This window comes from Roseisalinus antarcticus (assembly GCF_900172355.1).
In the GTDB taxonomy this organism is placed as follows: Bacteria; Pseudomonadota; Alphaproteobacteria; order Rhodobacterales; family Rhodobacteraceae; genus Oceanicola; species Oceanicola antarcticus_A.
This window is the reverse complement of sequence record NZ_FWFZ01000051.1, coordinates 1-17546: the sequence shown is the minus strand read 5'-3', so window position 1 is coordinate 17546 and position 17546 is coordinate 1. Positions and strand designations below refer to the sequence as shown.

Genomic DNA, 17546 nt, shown 5'->3' with positions numbered 1-17546 from the left:
CGTCGTGGCCGCCGTCGTTGGTCGCGTAGCGCAGGATCGTGTCCTGGCCCGGGATGTGCGGGAAGCCGCGGAAGTTGGCGGTATTGGCGAACTTCGCTCCGCAGGTCTCGATGCGCTTGTCGCAGCCCGCTCGGATGGTGAACGCGTCGCCCTCGGCGAGCGCGCGAACCGGCGCCTCGAGCAGGGTCAGGATCGCCACGCCGTCCGTCGCGTCGTGGCCGAGCACCTCGGCTTTGCGCCCGGCATTCGCGCCGCTGGTCCATTCGACGGTGCCGAAGGTGAACCAAGCGGCCTCGAACCCGCCGAGTCCCGAGGCGGTGAAGGCCCTGTCTCGCAGCAGATCGATCACCGCGCCGGTGCCCTTGTAGGTCGGATCCTCGAGATCGACGCCACAGCGCGCGTCCCCGAGCGCAGCGTCACAAGTCGCCTGGAAGGTCCGCCCGACCGTCTGGCCAAGGACATGCGCGAGCGAGCGGACTTCGGCGACGAAGGCCAGCCGCCCACGCCGGATCTGGCCGATGGCGCCCCGGCGCAGCAGCACGCGCTGTCCGGTATCCGCCCAGTTCACCCGCCAGACCTCGACCTCGGCGTTGTCCCAGCGACCGTCGAGGATGTCGGTCTCGGTGATCCGGTCTGAGGTCAGCACACCCTCGGCATCCTGCGCGTCGACGGACAGGTCCGAGCCGGAGCGCACCTCGGACGCCGTGAGCCCGCTCTCGGGCTCGAAGTCGGTGCCGTCGAAGCTGAGCGTCCGGTCGTGATCGGTGAAGCCGAAGGTGACGCCATCGGCCCGCGTGATGCGCCAGCACCAGGCGAGTGTCGTCGTGCCCTCGTCGAGATGGGCCTGAAGGTCGGGGGTGATGTTTTTCATCGGCGAAGTTCCAGAAGTGGGATGGTTGTGATCGAGCCAAGCCGCTCGAGGTCGAGCGTCACGTCGAGCGCATCGGTGTCGAAGCGGACCGGCACGTCGAACTCGAAACCTGCGGTGATGGAGACGCCCGCCCCGGGTGCGGTGTTGAAGGTGACGAGGCCCGTCGTGGTGTCGACCGACCAGCCTGAAAGCTGCTCGACCCCACCGAGCGCGATGCGCACGACTCCGTCCACTGGCTTGGCGATGGCGCGCGTCCAGGATTGCGCGCCTGAGGTGTAGCGCTTGACCAGCTGGAAGGCGGTCGTCGCGCCGTCGCCGGTGCCAATCGCCTGATCGTTCGGTGCTGGCGTTCCCGAGGGAAGGCAGGACTTGTGGTCACCCCAGTCCTTGAAGCGAAACCCATGCAGCCGACCATTGCGCGCCTCAAAGAAGGCAACGACAGCCGCCAGATCATCAGCGCGGCGAATGCCGTAAGCGACATCATAGCGCCGTCGGGAATTTGCCCAGCTGGCGTTGCGCTCCTCGTCGCTGGAGGCCAGTTCGACGATCTGCGTTCGGCGCTCCGGCCCACCCCGCGCGCCCCGGCTGATATTGTCGGGAAACCGGACCTCATGAAACGCCATCAAGTCTCTCCATGGTTCGTGCTCTGGCCCCCGCAACCGGTTCCTACTTGCGGGGTCCCACTCACATCCCCCTCCGCCCGAGCGACACGGCGCGGGCGATGTCAGCCGCGACCTGCGTCCTGGATTGCCGGAAGCTCTCGGCGTCGCGGGCCATGATGGTGACGTTCACCCCGCCGCTCGCGCCGTAGCTCTGTGCCTCACGCCGCGACAGCACCCGCTCTCCGCGTTGCAGGATTGCCGGGACTTCATCGTGGCGGAGACCGGCAACGCCGCCGGAATGCATGCGAGGTGCGGCCGCGAAGGCCATCGCCGGGACCATCCGCGAGGGTCCAGTCGCTCCGACCATACCACCTGCATGCAAGATGTTCGCGAAGATCCCGCCCGCACCGCCGAGCGCGCCGGAGAGCGCATTGGCGATCGGCCCGAGGATGAACCGCCGCGCCGCCAGCTTGGCGAGATCGGCCAACAGCGAGGTGACCAGACCGCGGAAGTCCAGCTTGCCGGTCTTGACGAACTCGCCGACGGCATTCTCAGCCGACTGAAACGCGCCAACCAGCGCCTGGCCGATATCACCGCCGATATCCCGGGCCTTGCTGGCATAGTCGCTGAGCGCTGCGGTGACCGCCTGCCAGCCGGTGACGGCGGCTTCGGTGTCGGGTTCGGCGGCAGCGGCAGCAGCCCCGGCCGCAGCGCCTGTACCCGTGGCCGCACGTCCGGCATCGCCAAGGGCTGTCTCCAAACGCTCAGCCGCGCCAGTCGCCTCGGTCAGCGCGTCTGCGCCACCCTCATTACTGCCCTGCACCGCGTCACGCAGGGCCTGCCAGCTGGCGAGGGGCGCACGCGCGCCTTCGGCCAGATCGCGAGCCGCCCCTCGATAGGTGTTGGCCGTGGCCAGTGCAGTATTGGTCGCCTGGGTCAGCCCCAGATCGGGAACTGTGAGCGGGTTGTTCTCGAACGCCCGTTCGAAAGCGTATTGTGCGGCGGTGGTTGCAGCCGTCGCGGCACCCTCAAAACGGTTTTCGATCTGGCCCAGTTCGAGATCGGGGATGATCGAGATACGCCGCTCGGATCCAAGCGCTTCCAGCCCCTGATTGATCCCGCCAATGAATGAGTTGATGCGCGAGACGACGCCATTCAGCATTGCCTCGACACCGTCGATCAGGCTGTTGGCCGCTTGGAACGCCAGATCGCCGATGGCGGCCGGGAGCAGTCCCCAGATCGCCTTAATCGCCTCATAGGCCCCCTCAAACGTGTTCGCGGCGGTGTTGCCGAAGCCCACAACGCTCTCGATGGCGCTCTGCATGCCGGAGGCGGCATCGGCCTTCAGATCGAAGAACATCGCCGTGGCGGCAGCGCCCGCCGCCGCAGCCCCCATCTTGATGCGGTCCCAGACCTCAACGGCGAGGTCCTTCAGGAGCGACAATGCCTCACCAAATCCGCCCGCGCCCGACACAAGCCGCGTGAACTGATAGACGAGCTCGCCCGCACCAACGATCAGTGCCCCGATGCCGGTGCGGATCAGCGCCCCGCGCAACAGGACCAGCGCCGTGGCGAGACCGCGCACCGACAAGGCCGCCACGGCCATCCCGGCGACCCAACGCCCCGCAAGAAAAGCCACAAACGTGGCGGCATAGGTGGTCAATCGTCCGATGTTGTCGAAGAGGCCCCGGATCGCGATGCCGAGCGGCCCGGTGCGGCTGGCCACGGCCGCCATGGCATTCGCGACCGCTTCCAACGCGGGTGCCGCAGCGACCGCCAGCTGGTTCGACAGGCCACGCCAGATCAGGCCAAGCCGGGAGATCGCGTCATTGGTCCGCTCGATCTGGTCGGCATCCTGCTCGGAGACGACCACCCCGAAGGCAAGCACGTCCTCGGTCGCCTGGCGCAGCGTCGCGGTGTCGATCCGCGACATGGCGATGGAGCCTTCCTCGCCGAAAAGCTGACCGGCGACGGCCGCGCGTTCGGCGGCGGGCACAAATTCCTCGATGGCCGCGTTGATGGCACCAACCCGCTGGTCGAGCGGCAGGGCAATCAAGTCGGTCGCGGAGAGCCCCAGCCGATCAAGCGCATCCGCCGCGGGTCCGGTCCCGGCGGCCGCCTGACTGAGGCGGCGCGTCAGATCCTTTGTCGCCTGTTCGATGCCCGATATGGAGACGCCCGCCAGCTCGCCAGCACGCTCGAGGGTCTGGATCGAAGCGACCGTCGTGCCAAGCGATTGCGCCAGCTTCGCCTGCGCATCCACCGTTTGAAGCCCCGAGCGGACCATGGCCACGCCAGCAGCCGCAGCGGCGGCAACCGCAGCAGCAGCCGCGATCTGCACGCGTCGCGAGAATGCCGCCAGCCGGGTGTTGGCCGCTTCCATCTCGCGGCTAAGCCGCCCGAAACCGCGCGCTCCAGCCTCGCCGACACCTTCCAGTTCGGCACGCACCTGTCGGCCGCCGACTGCGGCAAGTCGGACGCTAACCCGTTTTTCCGCCATGCGAGTGATCCATCTGTTCGTTGAGTTTGGTGACCATCACCGCTTCTATGACAGGCAGCAGTTCAGCTGCTGCGGCAGGCGGCACGCCGAGTGCGTCACTGAGGGCGAGCGCCGCGGTAAGGTCCCAGCCGATCACCGCGCCCGGCAGAACTCGCAGTTGGCCGCCGAGACGGTCGACCAGGTCCCAGACCTGCCAACCCTCGTAAGTCAGCGGCCGGTTCAGCCGGTCCGGGCAGTCTTTGCACGCCGTTTGGCAGGCTTGGCAGTATCGGTCGCCCCCGCCGAAGGACCACTCGGCAAGGACGCGGAGACGTTTTTTTCCTGTTCCAGCAGCAGACCTTTGGAAACGTAGCTCAGCTGGAAGGCCTCGAAGATCGGCCAGACGTCGAGAAGCGCGTCGACGGCGTCTGGACTGGGGTCGATGGGATTGCCGTCTGCGTCGCCGATGCCCTCCCAAGTGAGAACTGCCCGTCGTGCCAGCGCTTTGGCAAAGGCGACGGCGCGTTCTTCGTCGGACGCGGTCTCGGGGACCGCCTCGACGGCTGGATCGCTGCGCGTCGCAACCATCAGGGCCGTGGTCAGTGGGCGCAGCTCCGCCCGCACACCTGGCACGAGATCATGCCAGCGCGGCGTATTCGTAAGATCGAGAGTCAGCATCAGTATACCTCGATGTCGTTGATCAGGGTGGCGGTGCACATCCGGCCGACCGTGCTGTCGCGTGCGGCCTGCCAGTCGAAAGTGGCCTGCACGCCCTGCGGCCCAGAAATCTCGATGCGGGGGCGTGGCAGATAGACGGCGTGCACGGTGAAGGTGAAGCTTTCGCCAGAGGGCAGCACATAGGCAAACTCAAGCTCGCAGGGATCGCCATTGATCGCCTGTGTCACCAGCGTCTGATCGGCGAAACGGACCTCGATGGAGCCGGTCAGAGCCGCAATGGACGGGTCTGCCCCGTCGATGCGGCCGTCCGAGCGGATGGTTTCGATCCGGTCGAGATTGTTGGCGTAGGTGATGTCCGCCGAGACGACATTGCCGAGGGCCGAGCCATTGCGGGTGATCGCGCCGTTGAAATGGCCGAAGCGCTGCAATTCGAGAGCGGCAGGCGTGCCTGCGCTGGTCGTTGTGCCCACGGTCTCGCCCTGCGCCACCAGCCGCGCCGTCGCGGTCAGCAGCCCTGAACGCTGCATCTGCCAATTGATCTGGTCGAGCACGCAGCCGGAATACATCGCATAGCGTGGCACCTCGGGCATGCCGGTTTCGATAGACATGCTGGGCAAGGTCCAGGACCCCGACTGAAATTCATGAGTCCAGGGGCCGGTTCCGGTCGTGGTCGGATCGCCAAAACCCGCCCTCAGCCAGAACCCGAAGGCTTCTGCGTCCAGTGGCACGACAACAGCGCCATCCGCCGTCACCGCGTCCTTAATCGGTGCCAGCGGGTCGCGGCCATAGCCTAGCAGTTCGGAGTTCAGCAGCGGTTGCTCCGCGCCCAGCGAGGTGCTGGCGAAGGGCATTTTCGTGAAGCCACCCACAGGCGGCGTTCCATAGGTCGTCTCGAACGCAAGCGCCATCTGCGCCCGCGCCCCTTGGGCTCGTGCCATCGTGTTCTCCTCGGGTTGTCGGGATCAGCCGAGCGGATCGGCCGTTGAATAATGCAGCACAACCGGAATGATGGCCGCCTTCAGGCTGGCCGCGCCCTCGACTGGCAGATCGACCGGACGTGGCGCTTCCGCTTCGACCCAGTCGCAAATGCCGCCCAGCGTGCGGTCGGCTGCAATTGCTGCCCCAAAACTGGCGGTCAGCGTGTCGAAGACGGCGTCACGGTCGGTCCCCTGCACGACCGCCTCGATCTCGGCACGGTGCTGATAGTGGTAGGTGAGCGGCGACAGCGTCACCTCGGGCTCCCCCGGTTCGCCGTCGCGGAGGATCAGCAGGCCGTCGGACGGGACGCGTTCGGGAAGCACCTCGCCGCGCAGGGCGGTGGCGGGCAGTACCGAGAGCCGCGCATGCAGCGCGGTGAGGATGGTTTCGCGGGGGGTGGTCATGTATGACTCGCAGCTTTGCCTTGAATGCTGACGAAGAAGCAAAAACAGGCTAAGATGGGATATCTGGGTTTGGCGGGGTCTTGAAATGAAGTTTCCGAAAGTCATTTTTGTCGCGATCGGATCGATCGTCGGACTTGCTGGCTCCGTTCTAGCGGACACGGCGATCTGCGATGAACCGATATCCGAGCAAGCGCGGATTGGTTGGCCAGGCGCCCTGACCCTATCGATCACTGAGGATGTAGATGATAGAGAGTGCCGGTTTTCTATCGAAGGTGTTCCTGCTGGAAGCCCGCCAGCCGACGAGTTGGCAGAGGCAGCTCAGCGCCTACGAAGCGCGAATTTCAGTATTGGGGGTGGGTTTGATCCAATCGAGCTCGCCTCAACGGTCCCATTACTTCTAGCAGCGGCCAGCCCGAGTGACCAAGCTGATCCAGACTTGCAGACCGACGAATTCATTAGCTCCATCGCGCAGTGCTTCGACTTGGTTCGAAGTCAGTTTTTTGGTGAGTTCGTTTCGAGCGAAGAGGTTGGAATTGACCTAGATCGATTTGATGTGCGCTGTGCGTTGGCAACTCCCGATAGCATTGAGCAATTAAACGAATTCCTAGGCGGCTCTGTTTTTTTCACGGACATTTCCCAGCCAAAGCTCGCTATCAGAAATGAGAGATCGGATAGCTCATTGGTAGAATACCTGTTCATCCCCTTCTCTAGGTAGCGACAAGTGTCAGATAGCGAAGACCAACCCAAGCCAGAAGGAGATGAAGGTTCCGTTGAGCCCCGAAAGGGGGCTTCGAGCCGATCCAGTGCCGCCTCATGGATTAGAAATATTATCAGTGACGTCAGAGATGATCTTGTCAAAGACACCCTGAAAGAAGGGGTTAAGGCGGCGGCATATCTTGTTGTGGGGGTATTTCTTGGAGGCGGTATCTTTTGGGCGGCTCAGGAAAACCGCGTTAGAGACGCTTTTGATCAGAACAATGCGCCTGGACATGCGTACTTGCTAGACCAAATCACGTCTGTCCGCGAAGAAGGGTACATCGTAGAATGGACCCAACCCGGCAATCCATTCATTGTTTACTGCGAAGGGTTTGAAGCACCGAGATCGACAGTGGCAGAACGTTTGCAAGAGTTCGCACGCCAGTTTGATGGTTGCATCACAGCCACTCAGCCCCAGAGCATCGGGTCAGAGTCAGTCATACAGATGGCGTTGGGTCCCACACTTTCGCCACCAGTTTGCCTTCAACGAGAAGACGCCCCGTTCGAACAAGTTTATTTCTGCAATTGCGGGCCCAACGAGATTGTCGACGTTATCGGAAAGCGAACTTTCCTAAATGACGCTACCATTAGCAGTTGCCCTTTAGTGTCTGATGATTAAGCAATTTACCTCCCCTCCACCCAGTTTGCCACGATCAGCCCCGGCACGCTGTCGAGCGCCCGCTCAGCGTCCCGCGCGAGGTCCAGCCGCTTCGGCAGTTTCACCTGCGGCACCAGCAGGAAGATCGGCGCAGTGACCTTGCCGCGTCCGGTCTTCGAGCGCGACACCACTGCTTGGCCCTTGGTGTTAAGCCGCCCTTCCGCCACCAGCAGGCTTGGACCTGTGTGGCGATAAACAAACCGCAGGCGCAAACCGCGTCGTCGTTCCCATTCACCGGGAGTGATCCTGCCGCCGCGCAGTGACTTGCCAGCCGCTGGCAGCGGGATCGCCAGCCAGAACCCATCTTTCGAGCGGATCAATGGGCCAGTGTCGTGCGCACCGACGATCACCGGGGCCTTGGACCAGACCAGCGCGGCGGCATCGAGGCTTTCGCCCGACCGCGGAAAGTTCTGGTTGCGGATCGAGTTGGCGAGCCTTCGCCCCAGTCCCGCGCCAGTGATCTGCATGCGCCAGGCAGTCTTGAGCCCGGTCCCGGCCTCGCGCATAGCGGCTGTCACCGCACGTTCGCCCGCCGCGACCTCGGCTGCCATCATGGCCACGATGTCGGGATCTATGTCGAGCTTTAGTCTCACGCGGGCCTCAGATCGACGGTCCAGACCAATCGTTCCCGGTCACGAACGGGCTCGCCCTGAATGAGGAACGCCTCGCCGTCGATCTCGATGCGGTCGCCAGGCCGCGGGGCTGGAACCTCCACGACGCGCAGGTCTACTCGGGTCGTTTCCGACCAAAGACGGCCATCGCCAAAGTCGGTGATCGCATCAGCCTGCCGCGAGACGACGCGCAACAGCATGGGCGCGCCGCCGTCGGAGGTGTAGATCGCCTCTCGCCCGATGTTCGGGTCGGCGAACAGCAAGTCGACGGCGGCGTCGAAGGCAGACATCACGTACGCCGGGCGCTACGCAGCACTTGTGGGCGAGTGCAGATCGGCAGTGGATTGCTCTCGATCTCGAGCCGCACCCATTCGTCACGGTCCCTATCCGGGATTGTACGGGCGTAGAGCGGCAGGCCCAGAGTATTGACCGTTTCGAACGTGTCCGCAGGGGCATGGTAGATCTCGAAGAGGCCTTCCACCCCTTCGGGGTAGAAGAACGCCTTGTCGGTCGGCACGCCAAAGCCCGCCCCACCCCGGTAGCGGCGGAAGGTAATACCGCCAAAGCTGACCTCGTCAGCAACTCGGCCGCGCAAATCGGCGGCAGCGGCGGTGTTGAGATAGGTCTCGCGCACCTCCTTGTGGGCAATGAGATCGGCGAAGAAGGCCGAGCCACATTCAGCGCGGACCTGCACGGCCCCGGCCGCGAGCCCGCCCATGCTGTCTTCGACGCTTTCGATCAGCGCCTGGCAGCGTTTACGCAGCGCGCCTGAGCCCGGGGTCGCGTTGTCGAGATCGAAGTCGATCTCGGTGGCGGGCGTGATGGCGAACTCGGTGAAGTAGTTGATCACCGTGGCGCTGTCCTTGGGGTCTTTCACGATCCCCTGAATGCCGTTCAGCAGGTGATATTCGAACGTCGCCTCCGCATCCTGGCGCAAACGGCCAAGCTTTCGGGCGACCTCGCTTTGCACTTGCTGGGTCGCACTTTCCGAGCCGAAGTCGCGAATGCCCTGAATTTCAGAGGCCCAGAGCACGTCCTGCTTCTTGAACTGGCGGCACACGAAGGCGCGCATGTCGCGACGCTCTGGCACCTGCTGCTCGGCCGCCGAGCCGCGTTCAGAGAACGGGATCAGAGACAGCGTGCCGTCCCGGCTCTCGATCACGACGGTGCGCGAGCGCACGCCGCGCGGCGAGAACAGAGCCGCGCCCGATAGGATCGCTGGCTTGAAGGGGATGTTTTCCAGCGCGCGGGTAAGCTCAATGATGGTGAAGGCATCGCCTTCGAAGATATCCATGGTGGTCATGGGAATGCCTCCTTTGAGGGTTTGATCAGCGGACGAGAATGCCGACCGCCAGCAGCGCCGCATGGGCAGCGGTGATCTCGCCCTCGGTCGGCGTCCCCGCAAAGACGAGATCGTGGCGATTGACGACGGCGGGGCCGCGGATCAGCGCAACAGCGACGACCTCCCCGCCCGAGGCGTCGGCCTTGCCCCAAAGCACCGCGACGGCGGTTTCCGTGCCGTCGACGGCCGCGGGATCATGAGCCGCGTATTTGCCCGAGGCGGTGATCTTGCCCAGCACGGTGCCAGGATCGATGGTTCCAGAGGCGACGGTGACGGTTTCGCGGGTGTAGTCGCGGAACGCCTCCCAGACGAGAAAGCCTCCGGGATGCGTGGTCTCGGTGAGCGTGGTCACGGAATTATCCTTTCAACTTGAAGGTGCGGGCGACAATCTCGCTCCAGGGGCGCGCCGTCGTGGTCCGGCCCGGTTGCGGGTGATGGGAGGTGATCTGCGGCTCGGCCTCAGCCTTGGCGGCCAGAAGCTTCGCGCGCACCTGATCAAGGCTGGCATCTTCTTCCAGAAACCGGCCTGCCATCTGCGGCTGACCCGCGAGGCGGCAGAGATCGATGACCGCCCGGGCATGGTCGATGGCTTCGGCACGGATCGCCGCTGGGTCCGGAGCAGTGTTGGCGGCTGCAACAGTGCCATCCGGCGTGTCCGGCTCGCGCGGCGCGTCCGGATCGGGCGGCGCGGGATCCGCATCTGGCTCGGTCAACTCGGCCGGCAGCGCGGGATCTGCGCCCGGCGCAACATCGTTGCCGTCGCCAACGATGTCAGCCGCTGCGGGCGTGTCGACCGCTTGGACAGCCTGGACCAGTGCCGACGGCGCATTGCGGAAGCGTGCGATATCGAAGCTCGCGGCGATCCGCACCGGCTCCGCAAGACGTGTGGCCAGACCCGCGTCCAATGCTTCGGCAGCATCGAACCAGGTCTCAGCGGCCATCAGCGGCGCTATCTCCTCCTCGGACCTGCCGCTGCGGACCGCGTAGCCGCGCAGCATGCTGCCCGCGATCTTGTCGAGCGTCCCGGCCATGTCGCGCATGTCGCCCGCCGTGCCCATCACCATGCCAGATGGATCGTGGATCATCAGGAAGGCATTCTCGGGCATGACGATCTCGTCACCCGCCATCGCGATATAGGACGCGGCCGACGCCGCAATGCCGTCGATCCAGACCGTGACCGTGCCCGCGTGCCGCTTCAGCGCATTGTAGATCGCCACCGCATCGAACACCGACCCGCCCGGGCTGTTCAGCCGCAGATCGATCGCGATGCGTCGGGCAGTGCGCCGAGGTCGGCAAGGAACCCTTTCGCCGAGACCCCATAGGCGCCGATCTCGTCATATATCGACACTTCCGTTCCCGACACTCGGGCGCGGATCGCATACCAATTGTTCATGGACTTACTCCTGTTCGGTGTCGTCACCGCCGTCTTTGCCCGCGTCACCCGGCTCTGGCCGGCGCGATGGCGTGGCCCGCGCGCCCTGTGTCTCGCCGGGACTGGTGCGGTAGGTTAGGCCGAGATCGGCGACGCGCCTGGCATCCGCCGCATTCTCTCGATCCACTTCCTCGACGTCGTAGCCGGTGGCTTCGACCACCTTGCGCCGCGAGGTGATCCCCGCCTCCATGGCCAGCACCTGAGCCTGGATGTCCTTCAGCGGATCGACCCAGTCCCAGCGTGGCGGGATCCATTGCACCGGCCGCGCGCCGGTGGGGTCTCCGATATCCAGCGCCCCCGACAATGCGGCTGTCTCAAGCCAGCGCCGCCAGATCGGACGGCACAACTGGTGCGCGATCACCCCGTGTTGCAGCTGGCCGATGCGGCGGCGGAACTCGACCAGCTCTGCACGGAGGCTCGAATAGTTCGCCTGGCGCACATCCCCGGTGACCAGGTGATACGGCAGCCCCAGCGAGGCCGAGACCGCGAGCAACGTGCGATACTGGAACGCCTCGTAGCCGCCCCCAACATCGGCGGGGCTCGAGAACTTGACGTCCTCGCCCGGCAGCAGCACCTGCATCGTGCCCGGCTCTAGGCTCGCGATGGCGGCGCCGTCGAGATCTGCCTCCGCCTCGCCCATCATCGGCTCTTCCGGCGCGGTCTTGGTGATGAACCCAGCGAACATCGCCGCCGTCTTTTTCCGGTCCAGTTCCGCATCGTCGTACTGGTCCAGCAGGAACAGCCGCACCATCGCCGGGGCCACATGCGGCAGGCCCCGGATCTGGCCAGCGTCCAGGGCGCGGTAGATGTGCAGCACGTCGTTGGCGGGCACGCGCACCGTTTCCGGGATCACGGCCCCCTGATCGGTGCTGTCGCCCGGATGCCGCCGGCGGAAGTGATAGGCCACACGCCGTCCGATGGCATCGAATTCGATCCCGCAGCGGATGCGATTGCCGTTCGCCGCCGTTTCCGTCTTCTCAAAGGGCAGCATCTCCGACTGCAGCAATTGCAGTTGCAGCGGGACCAGCAGCCCGTCCTCAGCACGACGCGGGCGGAACCTGACGAAACACTCGCCCGCGACGAACATCTCTCGCGCGACCATGGCCTGAAGGCCGTAAAAGTCCGTCAGCCCGTCCGCGTCCGCCTCGTCGGTCCAGGCGAGCCAGAGCCGCTGGACCTGGTCCCGAAGCTCCGCGTCGTCGATCAGCGAAGACGGCTTGATGCCGTCGCCGACGAGATTGGCGGCGAAGGCCTCGCAGGCATTGGCGGCATAGCCGTTGGTGACCACCAGTTCGCGCGCCCGCGCCAGCAGCTTTGGGCCGCCCGAGGCGACGAGCGCGTTGACGTTCTCCAGCGGCGGGTTCCAGCCGCGCAACCGGCGCCGGGACATCGCCCCTTCGAGGCGCGCACGCATGCCCGCAGGGCCGCCGGCGGGCTGGCGGCGGAACCGGTCGAACAGCCCCATGGATCACAGCCCCTTCGTCGACGTCACACGCAGCTGCCGCACGATCCGCCGGCCCTCGGCCGCGGCGATCTCGCGGTCCAGCGCCTCGATGGCGCGGTCGATCTCGACCACGCTGCGATACTCGACGGTCTTGCCGTCATAGCTGACCCGCGCCACGCCGGAGGAGCGCTGCGCCGAGAGCGCGTCGCGGCGGCTGCGCAGGTCGGTAATTGTCGGCATCACGCGCGCCTTCTATGGTTGGGACAAAGCTGCCGCCCGGAGGACCCATGTCGGAGCCCGTCGCCCGTCTGATGATCGAACTCGAGGACATCACCCCGCGTATCTGGCGGCGGGTTGACGTGGCGGCTGCGATCACCCTGTCGACATTGCACGACATCCTTCAGGCCGTGATGCGGTGGGACCATGCGCATCTCTACGAGTTTCGCGTGGGCGACCGCGCCTATGGCGACCCGCTCCCCGGATTGGAGAGCGCGTCCGGCCGGGTCTACAAGGCCAAGGGAACCCGGCTGAATCAGGTGATGGATCGGGGAATCGACCAATTCACCTATGTCTACGATTTCGGTGACGACTGGCGGCACAGCATCCGTGTGGAGCACGTCCGCGACGGTGATCCAGACAAAGATTATCCGGTGTTCGTCGAGGGCGGACGCCGCGCACCGCCCGAAGATGTGGGCGGTCTGCCCGGGTTCATGAACTTCCTCGATGCGATCGCCGACCCGAAACATCCCGAACATGCGTTCTTGCTGGAATGGGTCGGAGGCGCCTTTGACCCTGAGGACATCGACCGCCGGGAGATCGAGTTCGACCTGGCCATGCTCGCCGAGTTCCGGCGCAGGGTGCGTGCCGGCCATCGTAGTCGCGGGGAAAAGAAGGCCCACTGATCACTCCATGTAACTCGAGCGGACGGTCCGCCGCCGCAGCGTGCTCCGCTTGCCAGCGGGCGGTTCGGAGCCCGTCACCCCATTAGGATCGCTCCGCTGTTCGATGCCGAGTTGCGTCTCCAGATCGGCCCAGCGGGCCTCAGACCACCGGTCGGCCCCGGCGATCCACGCGGCGGCCCTGGCGTAGACCCGGCAGTCCAGCGCCTCGTTGCGCTCCCGAAGCTTCTGCCATTCGAGCTTCGTGAAGCCGCGCTTGCCCTTCACCGTGACCAGCTGCTCGGCGGCCAGCTGCTTCAGCCATTCGCTGTCCGCCCAGGACGGCAAATGCACCGTTCCGGGCGGAAACGGTGCACCGGCGGCGATCTCTTCCTCCGCCGGTCGGTCCTGGCGCAGAAAGCGGTAGGTCTCGGCCTTGAAGGTCGAGGTCGCCACGCTCCACAGCCGCGCGCCGCGGCGCAGGCGCTTGCCCGCGACGGTCGCGTCAACATAGGTGGGGCCTGTCACCGGGCTCGACCGATTGAACCCGTCGAGCCCCTTCACGGGTGCCACCTGCGCGAAGCCGACCTGCCGCGCCCAGCCATAGACCGCGCTGGTCTCGTAGCCCGTGTCGATCGCAAGACGCGCGATCGCCAGATGCTCGCCGGAGGCATACGTCCATGTGCGCCCCAGCAGATCCGTGAGCTGCTGCCAGCAGGCCGGATCGCCGGGCCCGCCCTCGATGACGACATGATCGACGAGCCAGCTTTCCAGCCCGCGGCCCCAGGCCCAGACATCGACCTCGATGCGGTCCTTCTGCACGTCGGCGCCGGCGGTCAGGAACAGGCCGCCCGCCGGCACGGTGCCCGGTTTCCATGCCTCGCGGCGATCCGCCAGCCGTTGCCAGTCGGGCGCCTCGCCGCTCTCGACCCATGTCTCGCCGAGGATCGTGTTGCGGAACGCCTTGATCGCCTCGTCCGAGCCTCGGGCCGCCTCCCAGGCGCGCGCGATCCGGTCCCAGCCGAGCCAGCCCACCGGCGAGTAGAGCGCCGAGAGGTGATAGCCGACGGTGCCGGGGTCCTCCGGCTCGGCGGTCGCGCGCCATTCGCCCGCTTCCAGCATCGCCGTCTTGTGGTGCTCCGCGATGGCCCCGTCGCAGCCCTCGCAGAGATACTCCGCCGTCTCCGGCCGCCCCTTCTCCCAGCGCAGCCGGTCGAACTTCAGCCACTGCATTGCGTCGCAATGCGGGCATGGCACGAAGAAGCGGCGCTGGTCGGACGCCTCGAGCTCCCGCTCGATTCGGGAGAGCCCCCGGATCGTCGGCGTCGAGACGAGGAACACCTTGCGCCGGTGGGCAAAGGTCAGCGAGCGCGCCTCGGCCAGCGTCACCGGATCGCCTTCCTCGTCGGCCGAGGCCGGATACGCGTCGACCTCGTCGAGAAAGATATAGCGCGCCGGCGTGGACCGCAGCCCCACCGCCGAGTTCGCCCCGGTCATGATCAGGATGCCGCCCGCGAACTCCTTCGACAGCATGGTGTTGCCCGCATCGCGCGAGCGCGCCGGCTTGATTCGCTCCCGCAGCTCCGGGCTTTCCTCGATCAGCGGGTCGATCCGCTGGCGCGAGTTGCGCTTGGCCAGTTCCACCGTCGGCTGGACCGCAAGCATCGGGCCCGGCGCCTGGTGGATGGCGAACCCGATCCAGTTGTTCCCGGCCTCTGTCGCGCCGACCTGCGCGGCCTTCATGAACACCACCCGCTGCGTGGGATCGCCGGGGCTCAGCCGGTCCATGATCTCGCCCATGTAAGGCGTGCGCACCGTGCGATACTGCCCGGGCTCGGCCGAGGCGCGCGACGACAGCTTGCGGTGCCGGTCGGCCCATTCGGATACCGTCAGGTCCGGGTCGGGCCGCAGCCCTGCGCCCCAGGCACGCAGGATGTCCTGCGCCCCGTCGAAGGCCTGCGCGTCCGCGTCCTCAGCGGAGATCGGGCTGGATCTCGGCGAGGTCGTCGAGCTGGGATCGGACATGTTTCTCCAGAGCCTTCTGCATCGCGGCCGGTTCCACGCCCACATCGGCCGCCATCAGTGCGGCCACCCGGGCGGGCCAGTTGACCCAGACATCGCGCTCCTGCCGCGCCAGCCGGAACACCAGCGCCAGCGCGCGGGCGCGGTCGATCAGCTCGCCTTTCAGCTTTTGCAGCCGGATGCGCCGCTCCTGCGCCTTCAGCACCTCGTTGGCCGTCTTCGCCTGCAGGAAGGTCGTCCCGCCGCCCGTGGCCGGCGCGGCCAGGCCCTGTTCCTTGAGGGTATCGCCCACCGCCGAAACAGCCGCCTCCGGTACGGGCTTGCGCTTCGGCGCGGGCGGCTTGCGGGTTTTCGACGGGTCCGTGCTCTCGGCCCGGCGCGCGTCGCTGGCGTCGGGATCGATGCTCCCATCGGCGTGCAGCACCAGGCGGCCGGCGGCCTTCGCCTTCTGGATCGCCCCGCGCGAGAGGCCGACGCGGGCGGCGTATTGGCGCTCGCTCAGACCCTCCATGCCGCGCTCCGATTATCATTCGAAATCATGTGCTTATTGAGTTGATAAGCCTCTGCGCCGGAGCGAACCTGGATCCAGAAGGACGATGCAACTCAGCACACGGAGCCACCGGATGACCACGCGCCTGAACCCAATCACCACGCCCCGCCACCAGCTCCGCGCCGAGAAGGCGCGCCGCAACAAAGAAGCCGCGCTGAACGCCTTCATCGGCAAGAAAGCCGAGATCGACGAGATGCTCGCCCGGCTACAGGCGCTGAGCGACGACCATTTCAACTGCCACCCCGACGAGGTGGGCTGGGCGATGGTCGGCACCCTTGACCACTACGCCAGCCTCCTCAAGCGCATCACCGACAGCGCCTTCGGCGAGGGCGAGCACGCGGAGTAAGCACCATGGAAACCAGCACCATCCGCATCGCCATCCGCGGCCTGAACGAGCCTTGGGATGCCAGCCGCATCCCCGCCGTTCTCGAGGAGATCGGGGACGCCCTCCGCGAGGAAGCGGACATTTCGGCCCGCCTTACCGCCGACAGCATGACCATCGCCATCGACGTGGCGACGGATCGGCTGCCCGACGCCGCCACGCTCCTGCGAGACCTCGGGCTGATCTGACCTCCGGCCCCGCCGGAACTCCTGCCGCGCCAAGGCGCGGCTCGGGGTCGTAGGAGGGTCGCGACGGTCGCGGCCCCGACCAAGGAGACGACCCCATGACCAAGCTTTCCGATACCCAGCTCGTGATCCTCAGCGCCGCCGCGCAGCGCGAGGACCGCAACGTCCTGCCGCTTCCCGGCTCGCTCCGCGGCGGCGCGGCCGCCAAGGTGGTCGGCGCGCTCCTCTCCCGCGGGCTGATCGCCGAGACCACGACCGACAGCCGGACCAAGGCCGATGCCGCCCTCAACCGCATCTGGCGCAACGACACGGACGGCCGCGCCATCCTCCTGCACATCGCAGATGCGGGCCTCGCCGCCATCGGGATCGAGCCGGAAGGCGGCGACAGAGCGAACACGGGCGCCGACGCGGCGCCGAGCGCGGAGGCCCCGAAGGACGCTCCCGCCGAGGGCGACCCCGCGGCCAAGGCGCGCACACCGCGCGCGGGCACGAAGCAGGCGAAGCTGATCGAGATGCTCCGCGCCGAGGGCGGAGCCACCATCGACGAGATCGTGGCGGCACTCGACTGGCAGGCTCACACCGCTAGGGGCGCCATGTCCGGCGCACTGAAAAAGAAGCTCGGCCTGACCATCACCTCGGAGAAGGTCGAGGGTCGTGGGCGCTGCTATCGCATTCAGGACGCGGACTGATGCCGCGCTTCAGGGTCAAGATCACCCGCGACGTCACCGAAAGCACCTTCGTGTCCGTCGAAGCACTATCCCCTGAGGCGGCGCAAGTCGCCGCCTTCAAGGTTCTGGCCGACATGGAAAACGCCGTCTGGACCCTCGATGAAGGTTCGTGGAATGCGGGCGGTGCATACGTCTCGGAAGTCGCCTCCGAAGAGTGACGCGCGGCGTCACCGCCAAAATTCGAACAGCCGGCGCAGAAGATAGCCGCGCGCCAGCGAGACGCCGACGAAGGCGAGGCCGATGGTCATGTGCTCGGCGAGACCGGTCTCGATCCCGAACAATGGGAACACGACGATCTGCGTGGCGATGGCCAGCACGTAGCCGACGACGACGTTCGTCGCGGCCTCGACCATCGACATGATCCGGCTCTGCTTCATCACAGCCCCTCCGGCAGGCTCTCCAGAAACGCCGTCACGAACTCCGCCGCGAGCGGCGGCACGATCGCATTGCCGTAGCCCCGCAGCAGCCCCATGCGACCGGATATCCTATCAACCAGCGGGAATGTTCCGGGCTCAACGGGCCGCCAGCGGCCATCGCGGCAGAGGA

24 protein-coding genes are annotated in these 17546 nt (G+C 66.1%); 6 read left to right on the top strand and 18 right to left on the bottom strand.

Annotated features, from left to right (window positions below):
* The 7 genes from ROA7023_RS21580 to ROA7023_RS21550 all read right to left on the bottom strand — a co-directional run.
* Positions 1–871 (bottom strand): phage/gene transfer agent baseplate hub protein (locus ROA7023_RS21580; protein ID WP_085881048.1); only part of this gene is annotated, 871 nt, incomplete at its 3' end.
* Complete coding sequence (locus tag ROA7023_RS21575) at positions 868–1494, bottom strand: DUF2460 domain-containing protein (RefSeq protein WP_085880602.1); 627 nt, start codon at positions 1492–1494, stop codon at positions 868–870. The genes ROA7023_RS21580 and ROA7023_RS21575, both read right to left, overlap by 4 nt.
* 61 nt (positions 1495–1555) lie before the next feature.
* Positions 1556–3973, bottom strand: a complete 2418-nt coding sequence (locus ROA7023_RS21570) for a phage tail tape measure C-terminal domain-containing protein (protein ID WP_085881047.1) — start codon at positions 3971–3973, stop codon at positions 1556–1558.
* On the bottom strand, positions 3954–4109 hold the full coding sequence (locus tag ROA7023_RS25840) for a DUF7697 family protein (protein ID WP_442475993.1): 156 nt from the start codon (positions 4107–4109) through the stop codon (positions 3954–3956). The genes ROA7023_RS21570 and ROA7023_RS25840 overlap by 20 nt, the downstream gene beginning before the upstream one ends.
* A gap of 83 nt (positions 4110–4192) precedes the next feature.
* Complete coding sequence (locus ROA7023_RS21560) at positions 4193–4630, bottom strand: hypothetical protein (RefSeq protein ID WP_085881046.1); 438 nt, start codon at positions 4628–4630, stop codon at positions 4193–4195.
* A complete protein-coding gene (locus ROA7023_RS21555; RefSeq protein WP_085881045.1) occupies positions 4630–5568 on the bottom strand; it encodes a phage tail tube protein in 939 nt (312 codons plus the stop codon). The genes ROA7023_RS21560 and ROA7023_RS21555 overlap by 1 nt, the downstream gene beginning before the upstream one ends.
* A 24-nt stretch (positions 5569–5592) precedes the next feature.
* Positions 5593–6012 carry an acyl-CoA transferase gene (locus ROA7023_RS21550; RefSeq protein ID WP_085881044.1) on the bottom strand — a complete coding sequence of 140 codons (420 nt, stop codon included), beginning with the start codon at positions 6010–6012 and terminating at the stop codon, positions 5593–5595.
* An 85-nt stretch (positions 6013–6097) separates the two neighbouring features.
* Between ROA7023_RS21550 and ROA7023_RS24140 the strand changes: the two genes are divergently transcribed.
* On the top strand, positions 6098–6727 hold the full coding sequence (locus ROA7023_RS24140) for a hypothetical protein (RefSeq protein WP_143535700.1): 630 nt from the start codon (positions 6098–6100) through the stop codon (positions 6725–6727).
* 665 nt (positions 6728–7392) lie between these two features.
* On the opposite strand, the gene ROA7023_RS21540 is transcribed toward ROA7023_RS24140, so the two are convergent.
* From ROA7023_RS21540 to ROA7023_RS21510, 8 genes are read right to left on the bottom strand one after another with little or no spacing between them, the layout of a single operon-like run.
* Entirely contained in the window at positions 7393–8019 is a 627-nt protein-coding gene (locus tag ROA7023_RS21540) for a DUF6441 family protein (RefSeq protein ID WP_085881042.1), read from the bottom strand.
* A complete protein-coding gene (locus ROA7023_RS21535; protein ID WP_085881041.1) occupies positions 8016–8327 on the bottom strand; it encodes a head-tail joining protein in 312 nt (103 codons plus the stop codon). The genes ROA7023_RS21540 and ROA7023_RS21535 overlap by 4 nt, the downstream gene beginning before the upstream one ends.
* Complete coding sequence (locus ROA7023_RS21530; RefSeq protein WP_159458633.1) at positions 8327–9340, bottom strand: major capsid protein; 1014 nt, start codon at positions 9338–9340, stop codon at positions 8327–8329. The genes ROA7023_RS21535 and ROA7023_RS21530 overlap by 1 nt, the downstream gene beginning before the upstream one ends.
* Positions 9341–9365: 25 nt before the next feature.
* Positions 9366–9731: a head decoration protein gene (locus tag ROA7023_RS21525; protein WP_085881039.1), complete on the bottom strand. Its 366-nt coding sequence runs from the start codon at positions 9729–9731 to the stop codon at positions 9366–9368.
* 4 nt (positions 9732–9735) lie between these two features.
* Positions 9736–10608 (bottom strand): head maturation protease, ClpP-related, encoded by an 873-nt coding sequence (locus tag ROA7023_RS21520; protein WP_159458632.1) that lies wholly within the window; start codon positions 10606–10608, stop codon positions 9736–9738.
* Positions 10609–10625: 17 nt separating this feature from the next.
* Positions 10626–10772, bottom strand: a complete 147-nt coding sequence (locus ROA7023_RS24605) for a hypothetical protein (protein WP_159458631.1) — start codon at positions 10770–10772, stop codon at positions 10626–10628.
* 4 nt (positions 10773–10776) lie between these two features.
* The gene (locus ROA7023_RS21515) at positions 10777–12276 is read right to left on the bottom strand and encodes a phage portal protein (RefSeq protein ID WP_234992393.1); all 1500 of its coding nucleotides are present in this window, start codon (positions 12274–12276) and stop codon (positions 10777–10779) included.
* Between the two features lie 3 nt (positions 12277–12279).
* Positions 12280–12495 (bottom strand): phage head-tail joining protein, encoded by a 216-nt coding sequence (locus tag ROA7023_RS21510; protein WP_085881037.1) that lies wholly within the window; start codon positions 12493–12495, stop codon positions 12280–12282.
* Between the two features lie 47 nt (positions 12496–12542).
* On the opposite strand from ROA7023_RS21510, the gene ROA7023_RS21505 reads away from it, so the two are divergent.
* Entirely contained in the window at positions 12543–13157 is a 615-nt protein-coding gene (locus tag ROA7023_RS21505) for a plasmid pRiA4b ORF-3 family protein (protein ID WP_085881036.1), read from the top strand.
* On the opposite strand, the gene ROA7023_RS21500 is transcribed toward ROA7023_RS21505, so the two are convergent.
* Together ROA7023_RS21500 and ROA7023_RS21495 are read right to left on the bottom strand one after the other, a co-directional pair.
* Positions 13158–15158, bottom strand: a complete 2001-nt coding sequence (locus tag ROA7023_RS21500; protein ID WP_085881035.1) for a phage terminase large subunit family protein — start codon at positions 15156–15158, stop codon at positions 13158–13160.
* On the bottom strand, positions 15106–15666 hold the full coding sequence (locus ROA7023_RS21495; RefSeq protein ID WP_050663604.1) for a hypothetical protein: 561 nt from the start codon (positions 15664–15666) through the stop codon (positions 15106–15108). The genes ROA7023_RS21500 and ROA7023_RS21495 overlap by 53 nt, the downstream gene beginning before the upstream one ends.
* Positions 15667–15778: 112 nt before the next feature.
* Here ROA7023_RS21495 and ROA7023_RS21490 point away from each other — a divergent pair, with 112 nt between their 5' ends.
* The 4 genes from ROA7023_RS21490 (at position 15779) to ROA7023_RS21475 (ending at position 17158) form a co-directional block, all read left to right on the top strand.
* The gene (locus ROA7023_RS21490) at positions 15779–16051 is read left to right on the top strand and encodes a hypothetical protein (RefSeq protein WP_050663603.1); all 273 of its coding nucleotides are present in this window, start codon (positions 15779–15781) and stop codon (positions 16049–16051) included.
* 5 nt (positions 16052–16056) lie between these two features.
* The gene (locus ROA7023_RS21485; protein ID WP_050663602.1) at positions 16057–16275 is read left to right on the top strand and encodes a hypothetical protein; all 219 of its coding nucleotides are present in this window, start codon (positions 16057–16059) and stop codon (positions 16273–16275) included.
* A gap of 95 nt (positions 16276–16370) precedes the next feature.
* Positions 16371–16961 (top strand): DUF3489 domain-containing protein, encoded by a 591-nt coding sequence (locus tag ROA7023_RS21480; protein ID WP_050663601.1) that lies wholly within the window; start codon positions 16371–16373, stop codon positions 16959–16961.
* Positions 16961–17158 (top strand): hypothetical protein, encoded by a 198-nt coding sequence (locus tag ROA7023_RS21475; RefSeq protein WP_050663600.1) that lies wholly within the window; start codon positions 16961–16963, stop codon positions 17156–17158. The genes ROA7023_RS21480 and ROA7023_RS21475 overlap by 1 nt, the downstream gene beginning before the upstream one ends.
* Before the next feature lie 9 nt (positions 17159–17167).
* Here ROA7023_RS21475 and ROA7023_RS21470 read toward each other — a convergent pair whose 3' ends face one another.
* A complete protein-coding gene (locus tag ROA7023_RS21470) occupies positions 17168–17377 on the bottom strand; it encodes a DUF7220 family protein (RefSeq protein WP_050663599.1) in 210 nt (69 codons plus the stop codon).
* Positions 17378–17546 lie beyond the last annotated feature (169 nt).